Origin of the sequence: Curtobacterium sp. PhB115, assembly GCF_003752025.1 — a bacterium.
Taxonomy (GTDB): Bacteria; Actinomycetota; Actinomycetes; order Actinomycetales; family Microbacteriaceae; genus Curtobacterium.
Map to the genome: position 1 here is coordinate 403,517 of NZ_RJKR01000006.1, position 20,177 is coordinate 423,693.

At 72.0% G+C, this 20,177-nt stretch carries 21 protein-coding genes; 6 read left to right on the forward strand and 15 right to left on the reverse strand.

Features of this window, described 5'->3' with window-relative positions; genetic code table 11:
* Window positions 1-10: 10 nt before the first annotated feature.
* The 8 genes from EDF19_RS07450 to EDF19_RS07485 all read right to left on the reverse strand — a co-directional run bounded on the left by EDF19_RS07450 (window position 11) and on the right by EDF19_RS07485 (window position 8,141).
* Window positions 11-1,687: a bifunctional 3'-5' exonuclease/DNA polymerase gene (locus EDF19_RS07450; protein WP_123680272.1), complete on the reverse strand. Its 1,677-nt coding sequence runs from the start codon at window positions 1,685-1,687 to the stop codon at window positions 11-13.
* A gap of 51 nt (window positions 1,688-1,738) precedes the next feature.
* Window positions 1,739-1,933, reverse strand: a complete 195-nt coding sequence (locus EDF19_RS07455) for a hypothetical protein (protein WP_123680273.1) — start codon at window positions 1,931-1,933, stop codon at window positions 1,739-1,741.
* 34 nt (window positions 1,934-1,967) lie between these two features.
* Window positions 1,968-2,741 (reverse strand): hypothetical protein, encoded by a 774-nt coding sequence (locus EDF19_RS07460; RefSeq protein WP_123680274.1) that lies wholly within the window; start codon window positions 2,739-2,741, stop codon window positions 1,968-1,970.
* The gene (locus EDF19_RS07465) at window positions 2,738-3,613 is read right to left on the reverse strand and encodes a carbohydrate ABC transporter permease (protein ID WP_260217005.1); all 876 of its coding nucleotides are present in this window, start codon (window positions 3,611-3,613) and stop codon (window positions 2,738-2,740) included. The genes EDF19_RS07460 and EDF19_RS07465 overlap by 4 nt, the downstream gene beginning before the upstream one ends.
* Window positions 3,610-4,587, reverse strand: a complete 978-nt coding sequence (locus tag EDF19_RS07470; protein WP_123680275.1) for a carbohydrate ABC transporter permease — start codon at window positions 4,585-4,587, stop codon at window positions 3,610-3,612. The genes EDF19_RS07465 and EDF19_RS07470 overlap by 4 nt, the downstream gene beginning before the upstream one ends.
* A gap of 10 nt (window positions 4,588-4,597) precedes the next feature.
* On the reverse strand, window positions 4,598-5,923 hold the full coding sequence (locus EDF19_RS07475; RefSeq protein WP_123680276.1) for a sugar ABC transporter substrate-binding protein: 1,326 nt from the start codon (window positions 5,921-5,923) through the stop codon (window positions 4,598-4,600).
* 23 nt (window positions 5,924-5,946) lie between these two features.
* Window positions 5,947-7,203, reverse strand: coding sequence for a Gfo/Idh/MocA family protein (locus tag EDF19_RS07480; RefSeq protein WP_123680277.1), 1,257 nt, complete (start codon window positions 7,201-7,203; stop codon window positions 5,947-5,949).
* 149 nt (window positions 7,204-7,352) lie between these two features.
* Window positions 7,353-8,141 (reverse strand): DeoR/GlpR family DNA-binding transcription regulator, encoded by a 789-nt coding sequence (locus EDF19_RS07485; RefSeq protein ID WP_185022734.1) that lies wholly within the window; start codon window positions 8,139-8,141, stop codon window positions 7,353-7,355.
* A 132-nt stretch (window positions 8,142-8,273) separates the two neighbouring features.
* Between EDF19_RS07485 and EDF19_RS07490 the strand changes: the two genes are divergently transcribed.
* Genes EDF19_RS07490 through EDF19_RS07510 form a run of 5 tightly spaced genes read left to right on the forward strand, consistent with a single transcriptional unit; the run spans window position 8,274 to window position 13,021 of the window.
* The gene (locus tag EDF19_RS07490; protein ID WP_123680279.1) at window positions 8,274-9,152 is read left to right on the forward strand and encodes an SIS domain-containing protein; all 879 of its coding nucleotides are present in this window, start codon (window positions 8,274-8,276) and stop codon (window positions 9,150-9,152) included.
* Window positions 9,152-10,063: an ROK family protein gene (locus EDF19_RS07495; protein WP_123680280.1), complete on the forward strand. Its 912-nt coding sequence runs from the start codon at window positions 9,152-9,154 to the stop codon at window positions 10,061-10,063. Before EDF19_RS07490 ends, EDF19_RS07495 begins: the two co-directional genes overlap by 1 nt.
* Window positions 10,060-11,178 carry an N-acetylglucosamine-6-phosphate deacetylase gene (gene nagA, locus EDF19_RS07500; RefSeq protein WP_185022735.1) on the forward strand — a complete coding sequence of 373 codons (1,119 nt, stop codon included), beginning with the start codon at window positions 10,060-10,062 and terminating at the stop codon, window positions 11,176-11,178. Before EDF19_RS07495 ends, nagA begins: the two co-directional genes overlap by 4 nt.
* A complete protein-coding gene (locus EDF19_RS07505) occupies window positions 11,175-12,188 on the forward strand; it encodes a 1-phosphofructokinase family hexose kinase (RefSeq protein WP_123680281.1) in 1,014 nt (337 codons plus the stop codon). The genes nagA and EDF19_RS07505 overlap by 4 nt, the downstream gene beginning before the upstream one ends.
* Window positions 12,185-13,021: a class II fructose-bisphosphate aldolase gene (locus EDF19_RS07510; protein ID WP_185022736.1), complete on the forward strand. Its 837-nt coding sequence runs from the start codon at window positions 12,185-12,187 to the stop codon at window positions 13,019-13,021. Before EDF19_RS07505 ends, EDF19_RS07510 begins: the two co-directional genes overlap by 4 nt.
* A gap of 81 nt (window positions 13,022-13,102) precedes the next feature.
* On the opposite strand, the gene EDF19_RS07515 is transcribed toward EDF19_RS07510, so the two are convergent.
* The 3 genes from EDF19_RS07515 to EDF19_RS07525 all read right to left on the reverse strand — a co-directional run bounded on the left by EDF19_RS07515 (window position 13,103) and on the right by EDF19_RS07525 (window position 15,935).
* A complete protein-coding gene (locus EDF19_RS07515; protein WP_123680652.1) occupies window positions 13,103-14,524 on the reverse strand; it encodes an L-serine ammonia-lyase in 1,422 nt (473 codons plus the stop codon).
* Between the two features lie 179 nt (window positions 14,525-14,703).
* Window positions 14,704-14,898: a PspC domain-containing protein gene (locus EDF19_RS07520; RefSeq protein ID WP_123680282.1), complete on the reverse strand. Its 195-nt coding sequence runs from the start codon at window positions 14,896-14,898 to the stop codon at window positions 14,704-14,706.
* A 110-nt stretch (window positions 14,899-15,008) separates the two neighbouring features.
* The gene (locus EDF19_RS07525) at window positions 15,009-15,935 is read right to left on the reverse strand and encodes an NADP-dependent oxidoreductase (RefSeq protein WP_260217006.1); all 927 of its coding nucleotides are present in this window, start codon (window positions 15,933-15,935) and stop codon (window positions 15,009-15,011) included.
* A gap of 79 nt (window positions 15,936-16,014) precedes the next feature.
* Between EDF19_RS07525 and EDF19_RS07530 the strand changes: the two genes are divergently transcribed.
* Window positions 16,015-16,833, forward strand: a complete 819-nt coding sequence (locus EDF19_RS07530; protein WP_123680283.1) for a shikimate 5-dehydrogenase — start codon at window positions 16,015-16,017, stop codon at window positions 16,831-16,833.
* 135 nt (window positions 16,834-16,968) lie between these two features.
* Here EDF19_RS07530 and EDF19_RS07535 read toward each other — a convergent pair whose 3' ends face one another.
* From EDF19_RS07535 to EDF19_RS07550, 4 genes are read right to left on the reverse strand one after another with little or no spacing between them, the layout of a single operon-like run.
* Window positions 16,969-17,412 carry an SRPBCC family protein gene (locus EDF19_RS07535; RefSeq protein WP_123680284.1) on the reverse strand — a complete coding sequence of 148 codons (444 nt, stop codon included), beginning with the start codon at window positions 17,410-17,412 and terminating at the stop codon, window positions 16,969-16,971.
* A gap of 5 nt (window positions 17,413-17,417) precedes the next feature.
* The gene (locus EDF19_RS07540) at window positions 17,418-18,863 is read right to left on the reverse strand and encodes an NAD(P)/FAD-dependent oxidoreductase (RefSeq protein ID WP_123680285.1); all 1,446 of its coding nucleotides are present in this window, start codon (window positions 18,861-18,863) and stop codon (window positions 17,418-17,420) included.
* 39 nt (window positions 18,864-18,902) lie between these two features.
* The gene (locus EDF19_RS07545) at window positions 18,903-19,571 is read right to left on the reverse strand and encodes a hypothetical protein (RefSeq protein WP_123680286.1); all 669 of its coding nucleotides are present in this window, start codon (window positions 19,569-19,571) and stop codon (window positions 18,903-18,905) included.
* Window positions 19,572-19,628: 57 nt separating this feature from the next.
* A complete protein-coding gene (locus EDF19_RS07550) occupies window positions 19,629-20,156 on the reverse strand; it encodes a GNAT family N-acetyltransferase (protein WP_185022737.1) in 528 nt (175 codons plus the stop codon).
* Window positions 20,157-20,177 lie beyond the last annotated feature (21 nt).

Here is a 20,177-nt window from a genome sequence, read left to right on the forward strand (position 1 = left end):
TGCGCGTCGGTCAGTCCTTCGCCTCCGAGTACGCGTCGACCACCGCGACCGACAACGGGAACGTCACCGGGAAGTCCTGGAACAACAGCCGCCCGGCGTCCACCGCCGCCTGCCGGATCTGCACGGCCACCCACTCGGCGTGCTCCTCCGGCGCGTGCACCACGATCTCGTCGTGCACGAAGAACACCAGGTGCGGCCCGTCCGTCACCGCTCCGGGGAACCGGGAGACGAGCCGAGATCGCAGCGACCCCATCCACGCCAGGGCCCACTCGGCCGCGGTGCCCTGCACGACGAAGTTCCGGGTGAACCGCCCCCAGCTCCGGGCGCGGGACTCGACGGCCCGCTGCATCGCCGGGGTGCCCTCGACCGTGTAGGCCTGCTTCCTCGCCTCGAACCAGGAGTCCTCGGGAACGGGCGAGGTGCGTCCGAGCAGCGTCGTCACGGGTTCGCCCCGCTCCCCCGCGCGAGCGGCGCGCTCGACCAGGTCGAGCGCGCGCGGGAACGCCCGGACCAGGCGCGGCACGAGTCGACCGCCCTCGCCCTGGGTCGCCCCGTACATGGCGCCGAGCATCGCCACCTTGGCCTGCTGCCGGGTCTCGACGGCACCGGAGGCCACCACGCCGTCGTACAGGTCGCGACCGTCGCCGGCCGATGCCATCGCCTGGTCGCCGGACATCGCGGCGAGCACCCGTGGCTCGAGCTGCGCGGCGTCGGCGACGACGAGTTTCCAGCCCTGGTCGGCGATGACCGCCCCGCGGATCCCCTTGGGCAGCTGCATCGCTCCCCCGCCGTCGGCCGCCCAGCGCCCGGTGACCACGCCGCCGACGACGTACTTCGGGTGGAACCGGCCGTCGCGCACCCACTCGTCGAGCCACGTCCAGCCGTTCGCGGTGAGGAGCCGGGCCAGTCGCTTGTACTCGAGCAGCGGTTCGATGACCGGGTGCTCGATCTCCTGCAGTTCCCACTTCCGGGTGCTCGTCACCATCAGGCCGACCCGTCGGAGGGCACGGAGGACGTCGGCGGGTGAGTCCGGGTTGAGCGTCGGGTCGTCGAGCCGCTCGCGCACGACGGCGGCGATCTCCTCGAGCCGTCGCGGCCGCACGCCGTAGGGCACGCGGGGGCCGAGGGTCTCCTCGAGCAGTCGCTCGTGCACGTCGGCGCGCCACGGCAGCCCGGCGTGCAGCATCTCTGCGGCGACGAGGGCACCGGCGGACTCGGCCGTGAGCAGGAGACGGAGCGCGCCGGAGCCGGAGACCGCGTCGAGCTGGGCGCGGAACTCGGCGACCGGGTCGACGTCGCCGTCGGGTGCGGAACCGGCGAAGAGGGCGTCGTCGAAGAGCTGCGCCTGCGTCGGTCGGACGACGCGCTGCTCCGGGACGGGGGCGTCGAGGGCGTCCTTCGGGGCGGCGGCGAGCGCCGAACCGCGCGCGGCGAGCGCCTGTCGGAGGATCCGGCGGCACAGCCGCAGGTCGACGCACCGACCGACGCGGCCGCCGGCGGCGAGGACGGCCGGGTACCAGCGGGCCGTGTCGTCCCACACCCATCGCACGCCCGGTGCGTCCCGCTCGGCGATGAAGGCCGGGAGGCGCGGCTCGTCCAGGCGGATCGGCTCGCCGTCCGCGGTCCCCGCGTCGGTCAGGGGCGTCGCGAGGACGCCGCCGTCGACACGGCTGAGGACGAGGTGCACGGAACGATCATGCCGTGCCCCACCGTCACCGGCCGACCGTCAGCCGGGGACTCAGTCGCCCGGGCGGACCGCGGCCGTGTCGGCGATGTCGATCCGGACGTCGCCGTCCTCGGCGCGCGAGACCTCGACCCGGGGGTCGGCGTCGTGCTCGTCGGACCCGGACATGCGCCGGAAGGTGTCCTGACGGCGTTCCTCGAACGTCATGTCCACACCGTCGTCGAGGTGGTCGTGGTCGGGCTTCGTCATGGGGTGCAGGGTACCCGCAGTCCCCTGCGCCCGGTCAGGCGACGGGCGCGGTGCCGGTGCGCTCGGTCCAGTGCGCCCCGCTCGCCCACCGGTCGAGCACCGCGGCGCGCAGCCGGCCGGACGGAGCAGCCGCACGAGCAGTCGCGAGCGGCACCCCGAACACGAACTTCGCGACGCTCTCGTCGCCCTCGGCTGCGTCGTGCGGTCCGCTCGGATCGAGCCGGAAGCGACGGGCGAAGCGGACGAGGTTGGCGTCCGGTCCGAGTGCGGCGGCGAGACCGGGGTCGAGGATCCAGGAGCGGCACCGCCACCGCTCGGGCACGTGGTCCGGCGCGAGGGACCGGAGCAGGTCGGGCGCGTGGGCGAACGCCCGGTCGCAGGACCCGGGATCGAGCGGCCCCGTCTCCGGCACGTGCACACCCCAGGCCGGCGATCCGTCCGCCAGGTGGTCACGGACCTCGAACTGGAGGCGCTCCACGGCCACCACACGACCGGTCGCCACCGCGACGAGCCAGTCCACCCCCGTGCCCCGCAGGCCGTACCGGTCCAGTTTGCGGTCGACGTCGGCGACGGACGCGTCGGCGACCGCCGGCGGGAGCCCGCGTGCCGCGAGCGCCGCCGCGGTGACCGGCACCGCGGCGCGGAGCGCCGACACCAGGAGGGTGTCCCGCTCTGCGGGCTCCGCGTCGGCGACGGTGGCGGCGAGCGCCGCCGCCACCGTCGCGGTGTCGTCCGGTGACCCGACGGCGGAGGCGAGGACCGAGACCGACGCGGGACGGGCCTCCAGGCCGGTGGTGTCGGTGGTCACTTCAGACCGGACGACGCGAGCCCGTCCATCACCCGCCGCTGCAGGAACACGAACATGATGAGCACCGGCGCCATGGCCATCAGGCTCGCGGCCATCAGCACCGGGTAGTCGATCGTCCGGTCGCTCGACAGCGTGGCGAGGCCAGCTGCCAAGGGCATGTCCTCGGCACGGGTCGACACCACGAGCGGCCAGAGCAGCTCGTTCCACGACCAGAGCACGGTCGTGATCGCGAGCACGCTGATCGAGGGCCGGGCGAGCGGCAGCATGATCCGCCAGAACGTCTGGAACGGGTTCGCACCGTCCATCCGCGCAGCTTCTTCCAGCTCGGGCGGCATGTTCAGGAACGCGGTCCGCATCAGGAACGTGCCGAAGGCGCTGAACAGTCCCGGAGCCACGATCCCCATCAGGGTGTCGAGCCATCCGAGTCCCTGCACGATCTGGTACTGCGAGATCAGGTACACCTGCGAGGGCACCAGGAGGATCGACAGCACGATCGCGAGCAGGGCTGCGCGGCCCCGGAAGCGCATGCGGGCGAAGGCGTACCCGGCCAGCGTGCAGAGCACGATCTGCGCGATGGTGCGGATGATCGTGACGTACACGGACGTGCCGAGCTGGCTGAGGAACGGCAGGCGTTCGAACACCTGCGCGTAGTTCTGCCACTGCAGCTCCCCCGGCCAGAACACCGGCGTGACCGACTGCACCTGCGCGTTGGTGGACAGCGACATGATGATCTGCCAGAGGAACGGGAACGCCATCACGAACCCGCCGACGCCCAGGACGACGTGGATCCACCAGTGGCTGCCGCCGCGACGACCAGGTCGACGGGTGGCGCGGGGCGCTGTGGCCCGGGGCGGTGAGACGGTGGCGGTCATGCCTGCACCCACTTCCGTTGGACGCGGAACTGCACGAGCGTCACGATGCCGATGAGCAGGAAGATCACCATGGCGATCGCGGCCGCGAAGCCCTTGTCGTTGTCGATGAACCCGGCGTTGTAGAAGTAGAAGACGAGCGACATCGTCTTCGGGATGACCGGGTTGGTGCTGCCGAGGATCGCGTACAGCAGGTCGAACAGCTGGAAGCTCGAGATCGTCGTGACGATGACCACGAAGAAGATGCTCGGGCTGAGCAGCGGGACGGTGACCGAGCGGAACTGTCGCCAGCGGCTCGCGCCGTCGAGTTCGGCGGCCTCGTAGAGTTCCGGCGGGATGTCCTTGAGCCCCGCTCCGAGGATGATCATCGAGAACCCGAGGGACGACCACAGGCCGACGAGGCTCACCGCCACGAGGGCGAACCCGGGCGTCGAGATCCAGTACGGGCCGTCGATGCCGAAGTTGCCGAGGAACCAGTTCACGATGCCGTAGTCGCCGTTGAACATGATCCGCCAGACGAGGGCGATGGCTGCGGGCATGGCGACGTACGGCAGGAAGAAGAGGACCCGGTAGAACTGCGCGAACCGCAGACCAGGGGTGTTCAGCAGACTGGCGAGCCAGACCGCGATCGGGATGCCGGCGAGGACGATCACCGTGTAGATCACGGTGTTGAGCAGCGACTGGTACAGCTGCGGGTCGCCGACGAGCCGGACGTAGTTCGCGACGCCGCTGAAGGTCGCTCCGCCGAAGACGCCCCAGCTGGTGAACGAGTACCAGAACGTCTGGATGATCGGCCAGATGTAGAACGTGCCGACACCGACGAGCAACGGGAGCACGAACAGCCACGGCCAGAAGCCGTCCGTCCGGCGTGCGGGGCGCTTGCCGCCGGCCTCCGGGCCGGGGGCGCCCCGCCCGGACGAACGCGTCGTCCGGGCGGGGGCGGAGGCGGCCGGGGGCCGCTCGGTGTTGATCGTCACGGCGCGGGCCCTACTGTTCCTTGGCGAGGGCGGCGTCCATCTTCTGCGCGAGCTCCTTCGCGACGTCGTCGACCGGGGTCGAGCCGTCGAAGGCGTTCGGCAGGAGGGTGGTCTCGAGGGTGTTCCACGCAGCGGTGTTCTTCGAGACGGGCAGCGGCTTCGCGTAGTCGACTGCGTCGAGGAAGACCTGCAGGTCGGCGTCGGGCATCGTCTTCGTGAAGGCGTCCTGCGTGCCCTCGTACGCGGGGATGACGGCACCCATGTCGCCCTGCTGCTGCTGGGCGGTCTTGCCGGCGAGGTAGACCTGGAGCGCCTGCGCGGCCGCCTTGTTCTTGCTGGCCTCGGACACGACGTTCGAGACGCCGTGGATGACGGTCGCCTGCTCCTTGCCCTTCGGCAGCGGGTACACGACGATGTCCTTCTCGAGGTCCGTGCCGGTCAGGGCGGAGCGGAACCAGCTGCCGCCCTGGTACATCGCGAGCTTGCCCGAGGTGAACCACTGGTCGGCGGTGGTGTCGGTGAGCTGCTTGATCGACGGCGAGGCGCCCGACGCGATCAGGTCGGTCCAGAACTGCAGGCCCTCTTCGGACGCCTTCGACGCGTACTCGGACTTCGTGCCGTCGGCGTTCACGACGGACCCGCCGGCCTGGAAGATCGTGTCGTAGTAGGTCGTCTGGCCGTCCATGCCACCGGCGGCACCGTACGCGCCGTCGGCCTTCAGCTTCTTGCTGAGCTCGGCACCGGTCTTCTGGAAGTCGTCCCAGGTCCAGTCCTTCGACGGCAGGTCCATGCCGGCCTTCTCGAAGAGCGCCTTGTTCACCCAGACGCCGATCGTGTCGAAGTCCTTCGGCACGCCGTACTGGGTGTCGTCGTAGGTGTACAGGTCGTTCAGGGCGCTCGAGTACTTGGCGGGGTCGATGTCGCCGGCCTTCACCTCGCCGGTGATCGGCGCGAGCTTGCCGTTGGCTGCGTACAGCTGGAAGTTGGGGCCGTTCATCCAGAACAGGTCGGGCAGCGTGTTGCTCGAGCCCTGCGTCTGCAACTTCGTCCAGTAGTTGGCGAACGGCGTGACGTCGACGTTCACCTTGATGTCCGGGTACTCCTCGTTGAAGCCCTTGAGGTTCGCCTTGATCGCCTTGACCTGGTTCTCGTCCCAGACGGCGTACGTCAGGGTCGCCTTCGTGTCCTTCGCGGCAGCGGTGTAGTCGCCGCCGGAGCTGGACGCTCCGGAGGACGTGGAGCACCCGGCGAGGAGTGCGGCCGCACCGAGGGCGGCGACGGCGCCGACGAGGAGGCGGCGCACGCCGGTTCCTCGGGCGGGGATGTGTGCGGTCATCAGGGAGTCCTTTCGCACGGCCGTCAGGAACCGACGGTCTGGGCGGGGTGGGTGGGTGAGAGGGACTGCGTGGTGGGTCGGGTGGAGTGCGTGGCGGGTCGGCTGAAGTGCGCGATGGTCTCGGCCGGCAGGGGCGGGACGTCGATGGGGACGGAGCCGGTGCGCAGCGAACGGGTCGCGAGGGCTCCGGCGGCGACCGCGGCACGGGCCGCGATCGGGGAGAGTTCCGCGGGTTCGCCGAGGACGACGGACCGGAGGAACTCGGTCATGGTGAGCAGGTCGGCGTCGGCGTGGCCGTCCTGGACGCCGTCGATCGGGTACTCGCGGTCCCCCGCGGTGTCCCAGCCCCGGCGGTGGTTCCAGACCTTCACGACGCCGCCGCCGGTGTCACCGATGTTCTCGAGGCGTCCTTCGGTGCCGATCACCGTGTAGTTCCGCCAGTAGTCCGGGGTGAAGTGGCACTGCTCGTAGCTGGCCTGCACACCGTTGTCGAGGGTCATCATCACCATCGAGACGTCCTCGACGTCGACCACCGGGTTGAGACCGGTCTGAGCGAGCGGCGGCCAGTTGTCGTGGGAGAACCAGTCCCCCATCAGCTCACCGCTGCGGTCGCGCCGGTCGGTCACGTCCCCGTACACCGACAGCGACCCCATGCCCACGACGCGGGCCGTGTCGCCGCCCCCGAGGGCGTGGATGACGTCGAGGTCGTGGCTGGCCTTCTGCAGCAGCAGCGAGTTCACCTTCGAGCTGTCGGCGTGCCAGTCCTTGAAGTAGTAGTCGCCGCCGTTGCCGACGAAGTGGCGGCACCAGACCGCCTTGACCTCGCCGATCTCACCGCGGTCGACGATCTCGCGCATCAGGCGGACGACCGCGGCGTGACGGAAGTTGTGGCCGACGTAGAGCGGGGTTCCCGTCTCGGCGGCGGTGTTCAGCACCGCGTCGGCGTCCTCGACCGTGATGGCGAGGGGCTTCTCGAGGTAGACGGCGATGCCCGCGCGGAGCAGGTCGATCGCGATCTCTGCGTGGGTCCAGTCCGGGGTGGTCACGATCGCCGCGTCCACCTGCCCGACGAGCTCCCGGTGGTGTTCGACCACCAGGGCGTCGGGGTACTCGACGTGACCACGCTCGCTGCCGGCGGCGGTGACGTCGGCGACGGCGGTGACCCGGGCCTGCAGCCGCTGGTCCGCTGCCACTGCCTCGGCGACGTGCCGGGCGATGGCGGACCGTTGGCCCATCCCGATCACCGCGACGCGGAGGGGGTTGTCCGTGTAGGCGCTCATCTCGCTCCCTTGCGTGATTGTGACGCCAATGATGCCGAATCGATCATGAATGCACAATAGGCGCTCACGGATCGCTCATGGGTCCACGCGGGGAGGGTTTTACACGATCGAAACGTCGCGCCCCGTTCCCGGGGCGCTCGAGGGTCGGCTCAGTCGGCGACGACGAGCTCCACGCCGGCCGAGGCGAGGTCGGCCGCGAACGCCGGCGGCACGGGTTGGTCCGTCACGAGGACGTCGATGCGGTCGAGCGGGCAGATCCGCGCGAACGTCGAGCGTTCGATCTTGGTCGAGTCCGCGACCACGACGACCCGGCGTCCGACCGAGGCGAAGTGCCGACTCACCTCGGCCTCGCCCTCGTGCATGGTCGTCGCGCCGTACTGACCGGTCAGGCCGTCGACCCCGAGGATGACGAGGTCGAGCGCGAACTCGTCGAGGGTGTCCCGCACGAGCGGCCCCACGAGTTCGTACGACTGCCGACGGGCGACACCGCCGGTCACGACGATCTTGACGTTGGCGCGCACGGACAGCTCGTACCCGACGTTGAGCGCGTTCGTCACGATGGTGATCCCGAACTCGCCGTCGGCGCGGATGAACCGCTCGCTCTTGCCGAGCTCCCGTGCCACCTCGGTGGTGGTCGTCCCGCCGTTCAGCCCGACGGTCTCCCCCGGCTGCACCAGCTTCGCCGCGGCGCGCGCGATGGCCGTCTTCGCCTCGGCCTGTCGCGCGATCTTGTACTGCAGCGGGAGTTCGTACCCGGCGCCGAGCGCCGCGGCACCCCCGTGCGTGCGCGTGACGAGCCGCTGGTCGGCGAGCGTCGTGAGGTCACGACGAGCGGTCGCGGGCGAGATCCCGAGCATCTCCCCGATCTCGGCGATCGACACGTTGCCGCGCTCGCTCACGAGTTCGAGCAGGGCGTTCAGCCGCTGTTGGGGGGTCATGTCGGTCATCCTACGGCGTCTCGACGATCGCTCGATGATCGGAAATGACGTTTTGCTCTTCCCACGCGCACGATCGCTCGCTACGCTTCCTGATCATCGATCACCCGGATCGAACCGGACCGGAAGGCTCCCATGACCGACACCTTCGTGAGCGCCGAACTGGCGTCCCAGCCGGAGACCTGGCGTGCAGCCGCCGCGCTGCTGCCGACGTTCGCCGACGCACTCCCCCAGCCCGGCGAGCGCGTCGCGGTGATCGGCTGCGGCACGAGCTGGTTCATCGCGATGAGCTACGCCGTCGCCCGTGAGCAGGCCGGCCTCGGGGTGACCGACGCCTTCGCCGGCTCGGAGTACCCCGCGTCACGCGAGTACGACCGCGTCGTCACGATCAGCCGCTCGGGCACCACGACCGAGATCGTCGACCTGCTGCAGGCACTGCCGTCGCAGCGCACCGTCCTGATCACCGCCGTCCCGGACAGCCCCGCGGCCGCCGTCGCCGACGACGTCGTCGCCCTGCCGTTCGCCGACGAGCGTTCGGTGGTGCAGACCCGCTTCGCCACCACGGCACTCGCGCTGCTCCGTGCGTCCATCGGTGACGACGTCGACGCACTCGCGACCCAGGCCGAAGCCGCACTCGTGCTGCCGATCGACGACCTGCTCGACGCCGAGCAGGTCACGTTCGTCGGCCGTGGCGCCGCCGTCGGCCTGACGTTCGAGGCCGCGCTCAAGACCCGCGAGGCCGCGCAGTTCTGGGCCGAGTCGTACCCGGCGATGGACTACCGGCACGGCCCGATCGCCATCGCCCAGCCTGGCCGACTCGTCTGGTCGCTCGGCGCGGCACCCGAGGGGCTCGCCGCCGAGGTCGCCGCCACCGGCGCGCGCTTCGTGCAGCACGACCTCGACCCGATCGCCGGCCTCGTCGTCGTGCACCGGTTCGCCGTCGCACTCGCCGAGGGTCGCGGGCTCGACCCGGACAACCCCCGGTCGCTCACCCGTTCGGTCATCCTCACCTGATGCCCGGCGCAGGTGCGGTGCTCGGGGTCGACGTCGGCGGCACGGGCATCAAGGCCCGGCTGACCGGTGCCGACGGCCTCGTCCTGGACGAGACCCGGGTGCCGACACCGCGCGACGACCCCGCTGCGACGACCCTCGCGGTCGTGGTCGCCGACCTGGTCGCCGGGGCGCTCCGGCACGGTCCGCTCGACGCGGTCGGGCTCGTGACGCCCGGCGTCGTCGACGAGGCCAGCGGCTCCGTCGTGCTGGCCGTGAACCTGGGGTGGCAGGACGTCCCGGTCCGCGCGGTCGTGCAGGCCGAGCTGGGCCGCCGGGGGATCGACGTCCCGGTCGCGTTCGGCCACGACGTCCGAGCCGGAGCGTTGGCCGAGGTCCGCGCTGGCGGTCCCGACCTGGCGCGCGGTTCCGTCGCCTTCGTCCCCGTCGGTACCGGACTCGCCAGCGCGCTGGTCATCGACGGGGTCGTCGTGCCCGGCGGCGGTTGGGCGGGCGAGATCGGCCAGGTCCGGTTGCCGTCCGGCCCGCACACCGGACTCCGGGTCGAGGAGATCGCATCGGCCGGGGGAGTCGCACGGCGCTCCGGTGCCGCAACGGCCCACGCCGCCATGCTCCTGGTCCGCGCCGGCGACCCGACCGCGACCGCCGTGTGGCACGAGTGCATCGGCGCCCTCGCGGATGCCCTCGCGTGGACCACCGCCGTCGCCGGTTGCCACACCATCGTCGTCGGCGGGGGACTCGCCGAGTCCGGCGCGCTCCTCTTCGATCCGCTGCGCACCGCCGTCGCCGAACGACTCGCCGGCGTCCGCGTCCCCGCGATCGTCCCCGCGCGCCACGGCGACGCCGCCGGTGCCATCGGTGCCGCTCTCCTCGCACGCGCCCACGTCCGTCCCGATGTCGTGGTGTCCGCATGACCACGCTCGTCCGTGCCCCGCGGGTCCTGACCGCCGACGCCGACCTGCGTGACGGCTGGCTGGTCGTCGACGACGCCGGTGCCGTGGCACGGCTCGGGGTCGGGACACCACCGCGCACCGACACCGCGACGACCGTCCCGGGCACGATCGTCCCGGGCTTCGTCGACCTGCACGCGCACGGCGCCCTCGGCCGCGACTTCGCCGGCTGCTCGGCGGAGGACGCCCGCGCTGCCGCGGCACACCACCGCGGGCGGGGGACCACGACGCTGGTGGCCTCCGTCGCGACCGGCCGCCCGGAGGACACCGCCGCAGCGCTCGCCCGCCTCCGCCCGCTCGTCACGGACGGCACGCTCGCGGGCCTGCACCTCGAGGGGCCGTGGCTCGCGCCCGCTCGACGGGGTGCCCACCGACTCGAACTCCTGCACGCCCCGGAGCCCACAGAGGTCGACTCGTACTGCGCCGCCGCGGGCGATGCCCTTCGCATCGTCACGCTGGCCCCCGAACTCCCCGGCGCACTCGACGCCGTCCGGCGCTTCGTCGCCGCCGGGATCATCGTCGCCATCGGGCACACCGACGCCACAGCCGAGCAGACGATCCGCGCGATCGACGCCGGCGCCTCGCTCGTGACGCACCTGTTCAACGGCATGCCGCCGCTCCACCACCGCACGCCCGGACCGGTCGGCGTCGCCCTGACCGACGAGCGAGTCCTGCTGGAGTGCATCGTGGACGGACACCACCTCGCACCGGAGACCGTCGCACTCGTCCAACGGGCAGCGCCCGGCCGCACCGTGCTGGTCTCGGACGCCATGTCGGCCACCGGCTGCCCGGACGGCGACCACACCATCGCCGGGTCCGCCGTCTCGGTCCGTGACGGTGTGGCGATGCTCGCCGACGGGTCGTCCCTGGCCGGCAGCACCATCACCGTCGCGGACGCGGTCCGCCGTCTCGTGCTCGCCGGCACGCCGCTGCCCGAGGTCGTCGCCGCCTCCTCCACGCGTGCGTCCCGCCTGCTCGGCCGTCCCGCACCGCTCACGGTCGGGGCACCGGCGGACCTCCTCGTACTCGATCCCGTCGCCGGCTCGGTGCGGTCCCTGCCGACGGCGGTGCGCGCATGATCGTCGTGGTCACCCCGAACCCGGCCGTCGACGTCACCTACCGGGTCGCCGAACAGCGCATCGGCGAAACCCAGCGCGTGCTCGACGTCGCGCGGCGTCCTGGCGGCAAGGGCCTGAACGTCGGCAGGGTCCTCGCAGCCACCGGGGTCGACACCCGCGCGGTCCTCCCGCTCGGCGGGACTCCGGGCCGCTGGATCGCCGACGCGCTCGACGCCCTCGGGGTCGCCCACTCCGACGTGACCGTGCACGGCGAGACCCGGACGACGGTGACGGTGGTCGACGACCTCGCGCACCCCACGATGTTCGGCGAACCGGGGCCGGTGCTCGACCCTGCCGAGTGGGACGCGGTCGCGGTGGTGGTCAGCGCCCTGGTCGACGACCCCCGCACCACCGCACTCGTGGTCTCCGGGTCGTTGCCCGGCGGCACCGATCCGGCTGTGGTCGGCCGCTGGGTCGGGGCCGCGCGTGGGTACGACGTCCTGACCGTCGTCGACTGCTCGGGTGGCGCCCTGCTCGCCGCCGCCGACGCCGGCGCCACGATCTGCAAGCCCAACCGCGAGGAACTCCTCGACGCCACCGGAGCGCCCGACGAACGCTCGGGAGCGCTCGCGCTGCTGCGGCGGGGCGCACGGATCGTCGTGGTCTCGCGCGGGGCGGACGGCATCGCGGCACACACCCTCGACCGCACGATCGAGGTCCCGGCGGTGCCCGGGGTGTCGGGCAACCCCACCGGCGCAGGCGACGCGGCGACGGCCGGCCTGGTCCGCGCGCTCGTCGGTGCCCCGTTCATCGACGACACAGGGCTGCTCGACGACACAGGACCGCTCGACGACACCGGGCTGCTCGACGACACGGGACCGCTCGACGACGCCCTGCTCCGCCGCGCACTCCGCTCCGCCGCCGCCCACGGTGCCGCGGCCGTCCTGCAGCCCGTCGCGGGCGAGGTCGACCCCGCCGTCGTCCAGCGGTTCCTGGACCACGACCACAACGGAACGAGGACCTCAGCATGATCACCGACCTCGCCCTCTCGGGCCTGCTCGACACCGCCCGCACCGCACACCGCGGCGTCGGCGCCTTCAACGTCGTCCTGCTCGAGCACGCCGAGGCGATCGTCACCGGGGCCGAACGCGCCGGGCTGCCCGTGATCCTGCAGATCAGCGAGAACTGCGTCCGCTACCACGGCGGTCTCGCCCCGATCACGACCGCGACCCAGGCGATCGCCCGCGCGGCCGACGTCGAGGTCCTGGTGCACCTCGACCACATCGAGGACCCGGAGCTGGTGGCGGCCGGGGTCGCGCTCGGGGTGGACTCGGTGATGTACGACGGCTCCCACCTGGACTTCGCCGCGAACGTCGCGGCGACCGCCGAACTGGCCTCCCGGTGCCACGCGGCGGGTGTCGCCATCGAGGCCGAGCTCGGCGAGGTCGGCGGCAAGGACGGCGTGCACGCCCCCGGCGTCCGGACCGACCCGACCGACGCCGCCGCGTTCGTGGCCGACACCGGGGTCGACGCCCTCGCGGTCGCCGTCGGGACCTCGCACGCCATGCAGACCCGCGAGGCCTCGGTGGACCGCGACCTCGTCGAACGGCTCCGGGCAGCGGTCCCGGTCCCGCTCGTGCTGCACGGCTCGTCCGGCCTGTCGGACGCCGAGCTCCGCGGTGCCGTGCAGGCCGGGATGACGAAGATCAACATCTCGACGCACTTGAACGGCTTGTTCACCCGGGCGCTGCGAACGGTGCTCGACGAGCGGCCGGACGTCGTCGACCCGCGCAAGTACGTGTCAGCGGGGCGGGAGGCGATCTCGACCGAGACCGCGCGGCTGCTCACGCTGCTGCACGCCTGACACCGGGCGCGAATCCGGCGCCGCGGCACGGCGGCACGGCGACACGGCGGCACGGCGGCACCGCGGCACCGCACGGACCGCTCAGCAGAGCGGCACGTTCACCGCGAGCCCGCCCATCGCGGTCTCCTTGTACTTCGTCGACATGTCCGCCCCGGTCTGCCGCATCGTCTCGACGACCTGATCGAGTGAGACGTGGTGCACCCCGTCACCGCGCAGGGCCATCCGTGCCGCGTTGATCGCCTTGTTCGCCGCGATCGCGTTCCGCTCGATGCACGGGATCTGCACGAGCCCGCCGATCGGGTCGCAGGTCAGTCCGAGGTTGTGCTCCATGGCGATCTCGGCGGCGTTCTCGACCTGTTCGGGTGTTCCACCGAGGACCTCGGCGAGTCCGGCTGCGGCCATCGACGCGGCGGACCCGACCTCGCCCTGGCAGCCCACCTCGGCGCCGGAGATCGACGCGCGCTCCTTGTAGATCGAGCCGATCGCGCCCGCGGTGAGCAGGAACCGCACGACGGCGTCGTCCCGTTCCGTCGGCGTGATCGCGGGGACGTAGGTGAGTGCGTAGTACAGGACGGCGGGGATGATGCCTGCGGCGCCGTTCGTGGGGGCGGTGACGACGCGGCCGCCGGTGGCGTTCTCCTCGTTGACGGCCATCGCGACGAGGTTCACCCACTCCATTGCGAAGAGCGGGTCGTGGTCGGGGTCCTCGCGGGTGAGCTGCTCGTGCCACGTCGCGGCCCGGCGGCGGACGTCGAGCCCGCCGGGCAGGCAACCGGCGCGCCGCACGGAGCGGTCGACGCAGGACTCCATGACCTGGTGGATGCAGAGGAGCCCGGACCGGATCGCCCGCTCGTCGCGGGTGACGGACTCGTTCGCGAGCGCCACACCGCTGATCGGCAGCCCGGAGGCGGCGCACGCGGCCAGCAGCTCCGCGCCGCTGGAGAACGGGAACGGGACGGTGTCGTCGACCGGGATGGCCGCCCCGGCGACGTCTGCGGCGGCAACGTCTGCGTCGGCAACGTCCGCGCCGGCGTCGGCGTCGGCGATCCCGTCGCGGGTGATGAAGCCGCCACCGATCGAGTAGTACGTCTCGTCGGCCAGGTCGGCACCGGCTTCGTCACGGGCTCGCAGCCGCATGGCGTTCGGGTGCCGCGGCAGCATGGTCAGCGGGTGCAGGACGATGTCGGTCAGCCGGAACGGCACGGTCGCCCCAGCGTCGAGCCGGAGCAGGCCGTCGCGTTCAAGGGCGTCGAGCGCCGCGGACATCTGGTCCGGGTCGACGCTCTCGGGGTGCGAGCCCATCAGTCCGGCGACGACGGCGCCGAGGGTCCCGTGGCCCTGGCCGGTCGAGGCCAGCGATCCGTACAGGTCGACCGCGATCGAGCGGACCGGCAGCCCGGCGACCAGGGAGGCGAACTCGGCACCGGCCCGCATCGGCCCGACCGTGTGCGAGCTCGAGGGGCCGACACCGACGCTGAACAGATCGAAGACGGAGACCGGCACGTCCGCCACACTAACCCGTCCGGACGGACCGGTGCTCAGCCCCGTCCGGACGACCGAGGCACGAGCTGGCCGCGCCGAGTTCCGGGCTGAGCGACAGGTCACGGACTCACGAGCGCGAGAGATGTCGCTCACCGCGAAACTCGGCCCGCGGGCTGGAACCCGTCCGGACGGACCGGTGCTCAGCGGCGGGTGCTGCCCTCGGTCGGCATCACGAACCAGAGGACGACGTACGCGATCCACAGGGGTCCGGGGAAGAAGCTCAGGATCACCCAGGCGACGCGGACGAGGGTGCGGGACAGACCGAAGCGGTCGGCGAGGCCGGCGCAGACCCCGGCGAGGAGTCGGCCGTTGCGGGGGCGGGAGAGTGTGCTCATGGTGTCGACGCTACGCACCGAGGGCCTCGCACCGAATCCGGCACGCGCCCTGATCATGGTGGGGAAAACCCCCGAACGAACCCCGACGACCGCCGAGACCCCGAACCCCGTCAGGGGATCAGCACGATCTTCCCGCGCGTGTGCCCCTGCTCGAGCTCCTCGTACGCGTCCTGCACCCGCTCGAACGGGTAGGTCGCCGCGATCGGCACCTCGATCGCACCGCTGGCGACCTGCAGCGCGAGGGCCCCGAGGATCTCCGGATCGGCGGTGTCCGTGCTGCCCGAGGCCTTCGCCCCGACCTCGGCGGCGGCCTCGAACGCGATGATCGTCTCGATGCGGTCCGCCGGCACCCCCAGGGAGATCCCGAGGTGGACGTACTCGGGGCCGTACGTGTCGATCACGGCGTCGATGCCGTTCGTGGCGAGTTCGGTGATGCGCTCCTGCAGTCCGTCGCCGTACGTGACGGGTCGGGCACGCTTCGACCGGAGCCACTCGTGGTTCGCCTCGGACGCGATCGCGATGACGTCGACGCCCTCGTTCGTGAGCAGCTGCGTGACGAAGCCGCCCACACCGCCCGCGGCGCCGGAGACCACGACGGTCTCGCCGGGTCGTGGGTCGACGGCCCGGACGGCCGCGGCCGCGGTGGTCGCGACGACGTCGAGCCCGCCGGCGACGTTCCAGTCGAGCAGGTGCGGCTTCTGCACGACCTGCGTCGCCGGCACGGAGACGTACTCGGCCTGGCTCGCGCGGTCCCACGACCAGCCGATGACCTCTTCGCCCTCGTCGACCCCGTCGACCTCGGCGCCGACGGCCACGACGATGCCCGCGAAGTCCGTGCCCTGACCCGACGGCACGTCACCCCCGACGAGGCCCTGGCGGATGGCGGACTCGCCGGGGTTGATCCCGGCGGCGCGCACCCGCACGAGCACACGACCCGGGGTCGCCTCGGGCACGGGCGCCTCGGCGACGTGCAGAACCGAGCGGTCACCCCACTCGTCGAAACGGACAGCGCGCATGGTCTCCGGGATCTCAGGCATCGGCTCCGACGGTACCCCGCGGGTGTCCGGGTCGCTCATGTGGACCGCTCCATCGCTGCGGGGATGCGAGACTGGGCGCATGCCCATCCTCAACAAGGACATGCAGGTCTGCATGTCGCTCGCGGCCCGGCCGAGCAACATCGGCACCCGGTTCCACAACTACCTGTACGACGAACTCGGGCTGAACTTCCTCTACAAGGCCTTCACCACGACCGACCTCGCGGGTGCGGTCGCCGGCATCCGCGCCCTCGGCATCCGCGGCTGCTCGATGTCGATGCCGTTCAAGGAAGCGATCATCCCGCTCGTCGACCACATCGAGGAGTCCGCCGCCGCCATCCAGTCGGTGAACACCGTGGTGAACGACGACGGCGTGCTCACCGCGTCGAACACCGACTACGAGGCGATCGCCGCACTGCTCGCCTCCCACCAGGTCGACACGGCGTCGCGCGTGCTGCTCCGCGGCTCCGGCGGCATGGCGAAGGCGGTCACGGCGGCCTTCCGGGGCGCCGGCTTCGAGCGGCTGACGGTCGTCGCCCGCAACGAGGACACCGGGCCGGCGCTCGCGTCGCAGTACGGGTACGAGTGGGTCGCCGAGGAACGCGAGGCGGGGGAGTCCGACCTCGTCGTCAACGTCACCCCGCTCGGCATGCGCGGCGACCAGCAGGACGCGCTCGCGTTCGACCCGGAGCGGATCGCGGCGGCGCACACCGTCTTCGACGTGGTCGCGTTCCCGTCGGAGACCCCGTTGGTGCTCGCCGGCCGCGAGGCCGGCAAGCACGTCGTCACCGGCGCCGAGGTCATCGCGCTGCAGGCAGCGCGCCAGTTCGAGCGGTACACCGGCGTCGCCCTGACGGACGACCAGGTGACGCGAGCCAGCGAGTTCTCGCGCGCCGAGTAGTCGACGCGACCACAGGCCGGACTGGAGGTGGGCCCCACACGCCGGTTCCGGCGTGACGCGCCAGCGGCACGACGGCCGTGACGGGAGGGACGGTGCCAGCTGGTGCCGCGCCTCCCGTCCGCTCGTGGGGACGTCTCAGGCGTTCGCCGCGCGCCCGGTGGCGACCCACCCGAGCCGGCGCAGCGTCTCGCGGTTCCGGATCCAGATGAGCGGTTGCATGAGGAAGTCGGGGACGTACGCTCCGGGTCCCGCGACCGCGTTCTCGACGATCGTGACCTTGCACCCCTTGCGGTGCGCCTCAACCGTGAGTTCCACACGGGCCTCACCGATCGGCCACCCCTTCGGCTGGATCACCATGCGGTGCGGCGGGTCCCAGACGAGCGAGGTCGTCACGTCGTCGATCACGACCGGCCACGCGCCGAACGAGTGGTGCAGCCGCGTGCCGACGGCGGGCCAGCCGGACTCCTCCTGGCGCATCCGGGACGCCCCGACGACCCAGGTCGTGTAGAGCCAGCCGTCACCGAGCACGTCGAAGACGGCCTCCGGTGAGCAGTGCAGGATGCGGACGTTCTTGGCCATGGTGATCAGTCCTCCGGGGTGAGATCGACGTCCTGGGGCAGCCCGAAGGTGTGCCGCAGTGCGCTCTTCGCCGCGTGCCACCCGGCCATGCCGTGCACACCGGGTCCGGGCGCCGAGGCCTCCGAGCACAGGTACATGCCGCCGCCCATCCGCCACGGGTCGCTCGACAGGACCGGGCGTTTGACGAGCTGCCAGAAGCTCGCAGCACCGGCGGCGATGTCGCCGCCGACGTAGTTCGGGTTGTACTCCGCCATCTGGGCGGCCGTCCGGGAGTTCGACGACAGGATCGTGTCGCGGAAGCCCGGCGCGAAGCGCTCGATCTGGCGCGTGACCACCTCGGTGGGGTCGACGTCCGAGCCGGCGGGGACGTGCGCGTACGCCCAGAAGACGTGCTTCCCCTCGGGAGCGCGCGACGGGTCGACCACGGTCGGCTCCGCACCGAGGACGTACGGCCGGTCGGCGTGCTGCCCGTGCGCGACGGCCCGTTCGGCGGCGGCGATCTCCGCGCGGGTTCCGCCGATGTGCACGGTGCCGGCCTTCCGGAGCTCCTCGTTCGTCCACGGCACCGGGTCCGACAGCGCGAAGTCGACCTTCGCCGCGGCGTTCCCGAACCGGAACCGGCGGAGGGCGCCGCGCTTCGGCGTCGGGATCTGCTTCCCCGCGATCCGCAGCATCCCCGGCACGCTCGTGTCGAACAGCACCGCCTTCGCCGGGGTCAGGTCACCGAGCGACCGGACCTCGTGCCCGGTGACGATCCGACCGCCGTGCGCGACGAGGTCCGCGGCGAGCGCGTCGACGATCGCCTGGCTGCCACCGATCGGCACCGGCCAACCGCGGGCGTGGGCGTAGGAGCCGAGGGACAGGGCCGCCGCTGCCGTCGACAGCGAGGGCAGGTGCTGGATCGAGTGCGCCGCGACGCCGGACACCATCGCCGGGGCGGCGTCGCCGCGGAAGCGCAGGTTCCAGGCGCTGCTGCCCTGCTCGAGTGCCCGGAGGCCGAACCGCAGCACCGTGAGGGGGTGGCGCGGCACGTGCAGCAGTGCGTCCGTGGCGAAGTCGGCGACCTGGTCGGCGTTCCGCGCGAGCGGAGCCATCAGCTGCGCGAAGGCCGGCCCGTCGACGCCGAGCCCCGCCGCGGTCCGTTCGAGGTCCTGGTACGCGATGCCGGCACGGCCGCCGTCGAGCGGGTGCCCGTACTGCACCTCTGGCAGGCGGAGCTCGATGCGCTCCTCCATCTTGAACAGCCGGAAGAACTCGGACTGCAGCGCCATCGGGTGCACGGCGGAGCAGACGTCGTGCAGGAAGCCGGGCAGGGTGAGCTCGGCGGTCCGGGCTCCGCCGCCGATGGTGTCGTTCCGCTCGACGACCTCGACCGAGAGGCCCGCACGCGCGAGGGTCACCGCCGCCGCGAGTCCGTTCGGTCCCGCTCCGACGACCACCGCATCAACCATGCTCCGAGCCTAGGGACTCGCGTCTGCGTGTGGTCCCGGTCAGGGGCGGGCGGTGTCCGGGTCAGCCGGGTCGGACTCGTCCTGGTCGCCGTCGGCGTCGTCGGGCTCGTCGGCGTCGACAGGGGTCGAGCCGACGGGGTGCTCGGCGAGCAGCGCGGCGAAGTCCTCGTCGAGCATCTGCTGCAGCCGGTCGTCGCGGCCGACCTCGTAGTCATCGGCGGGACGCTGCGCCCAGCCGAGTCGCCCGACGACCGTGGTGCCGATGTCGTCCCAGGCGCGGGCACGGGCGGCGAGCACGATGCCGTCGACGAAGTGCTGGTCGTCCCGGCGCTTGTCGAGCATCGTCGCGAGCTGCTCGTAGGTGGCCTCGCGCGTGCGGAGCTTCAGGTCGTCGCCCCGGCGGTAGTCGTGCTGGTGCCGCGAACGCCCCTTCTGCTTGCTCGACTTCGACCGGATGTCACGCATGCGCGCTGCGTCGCCACGCTGTTCCTCGGCCATGCGGTGGAGTTCCTCGCGCGTGGCCTCGGCGATCAGGGCGTGGTCGAAGTACCCCTGGTCGCGCAGGGCGTTGGTGATGATCCGGTTGCCGACGGCGATCGTGACCGCGGCCTTCGCGATGAGGAACCCCTCGTCGACGGCACGCTTCAGTTCGACCTGGCTGACGGGTCGATCGCGCACGTCGTGGTTGCGTCGTCCGAACAAGGCCATGCGTCGACGATACCGGCGGCGGGTGACCCTCCGTCCGCACGCGCGGCGCACGACCGGTCAGAGCACCCGACCGTAGACGGCGACGTCGACGCGGTTCGGACCGAGCGGCATCCCGCTGCGCAGGGTGCCCTCGTGCGTGAATCCGAGCCGCTCGGCGAGGCCGCGGCTGCGCGTGTTGTCGACGGCCGTGCGGATCTCCAGCCGCGCGGTGCCGCGTGCCCGGGCGACCTCGACGAGGACGGTGGCGGCCCGCCGGACGACACCACGCCCCTCCAGGCCGGCGTCCACCCAGTAGCCGAGCGACGCCTGCCCGAGGTACGGGTCGAACGACAACGAGGCGGCTCCGACGATCCGGTCGTCCGCACGGATGACGCAGGGGAGCGCGCGGTCCATCGCGAACTGGCCGAGCAGCCGCTCGGTGTGCAGGGTGGCACCGTCGAGCGTCTGCGGACCCCACGCCCAGGGCTCGGCGGCACGCAGTCGGTCCCGGTTCGCGTGCACGAGTGCGAGCACGGGTTCGATCGTCGTCAGGTCGCGCAGGGTCAGCGTGTACCCGTCGCCGAGGTCCCGTCCGAATGCCGTCACCGTCCCGACACTATGCACGCC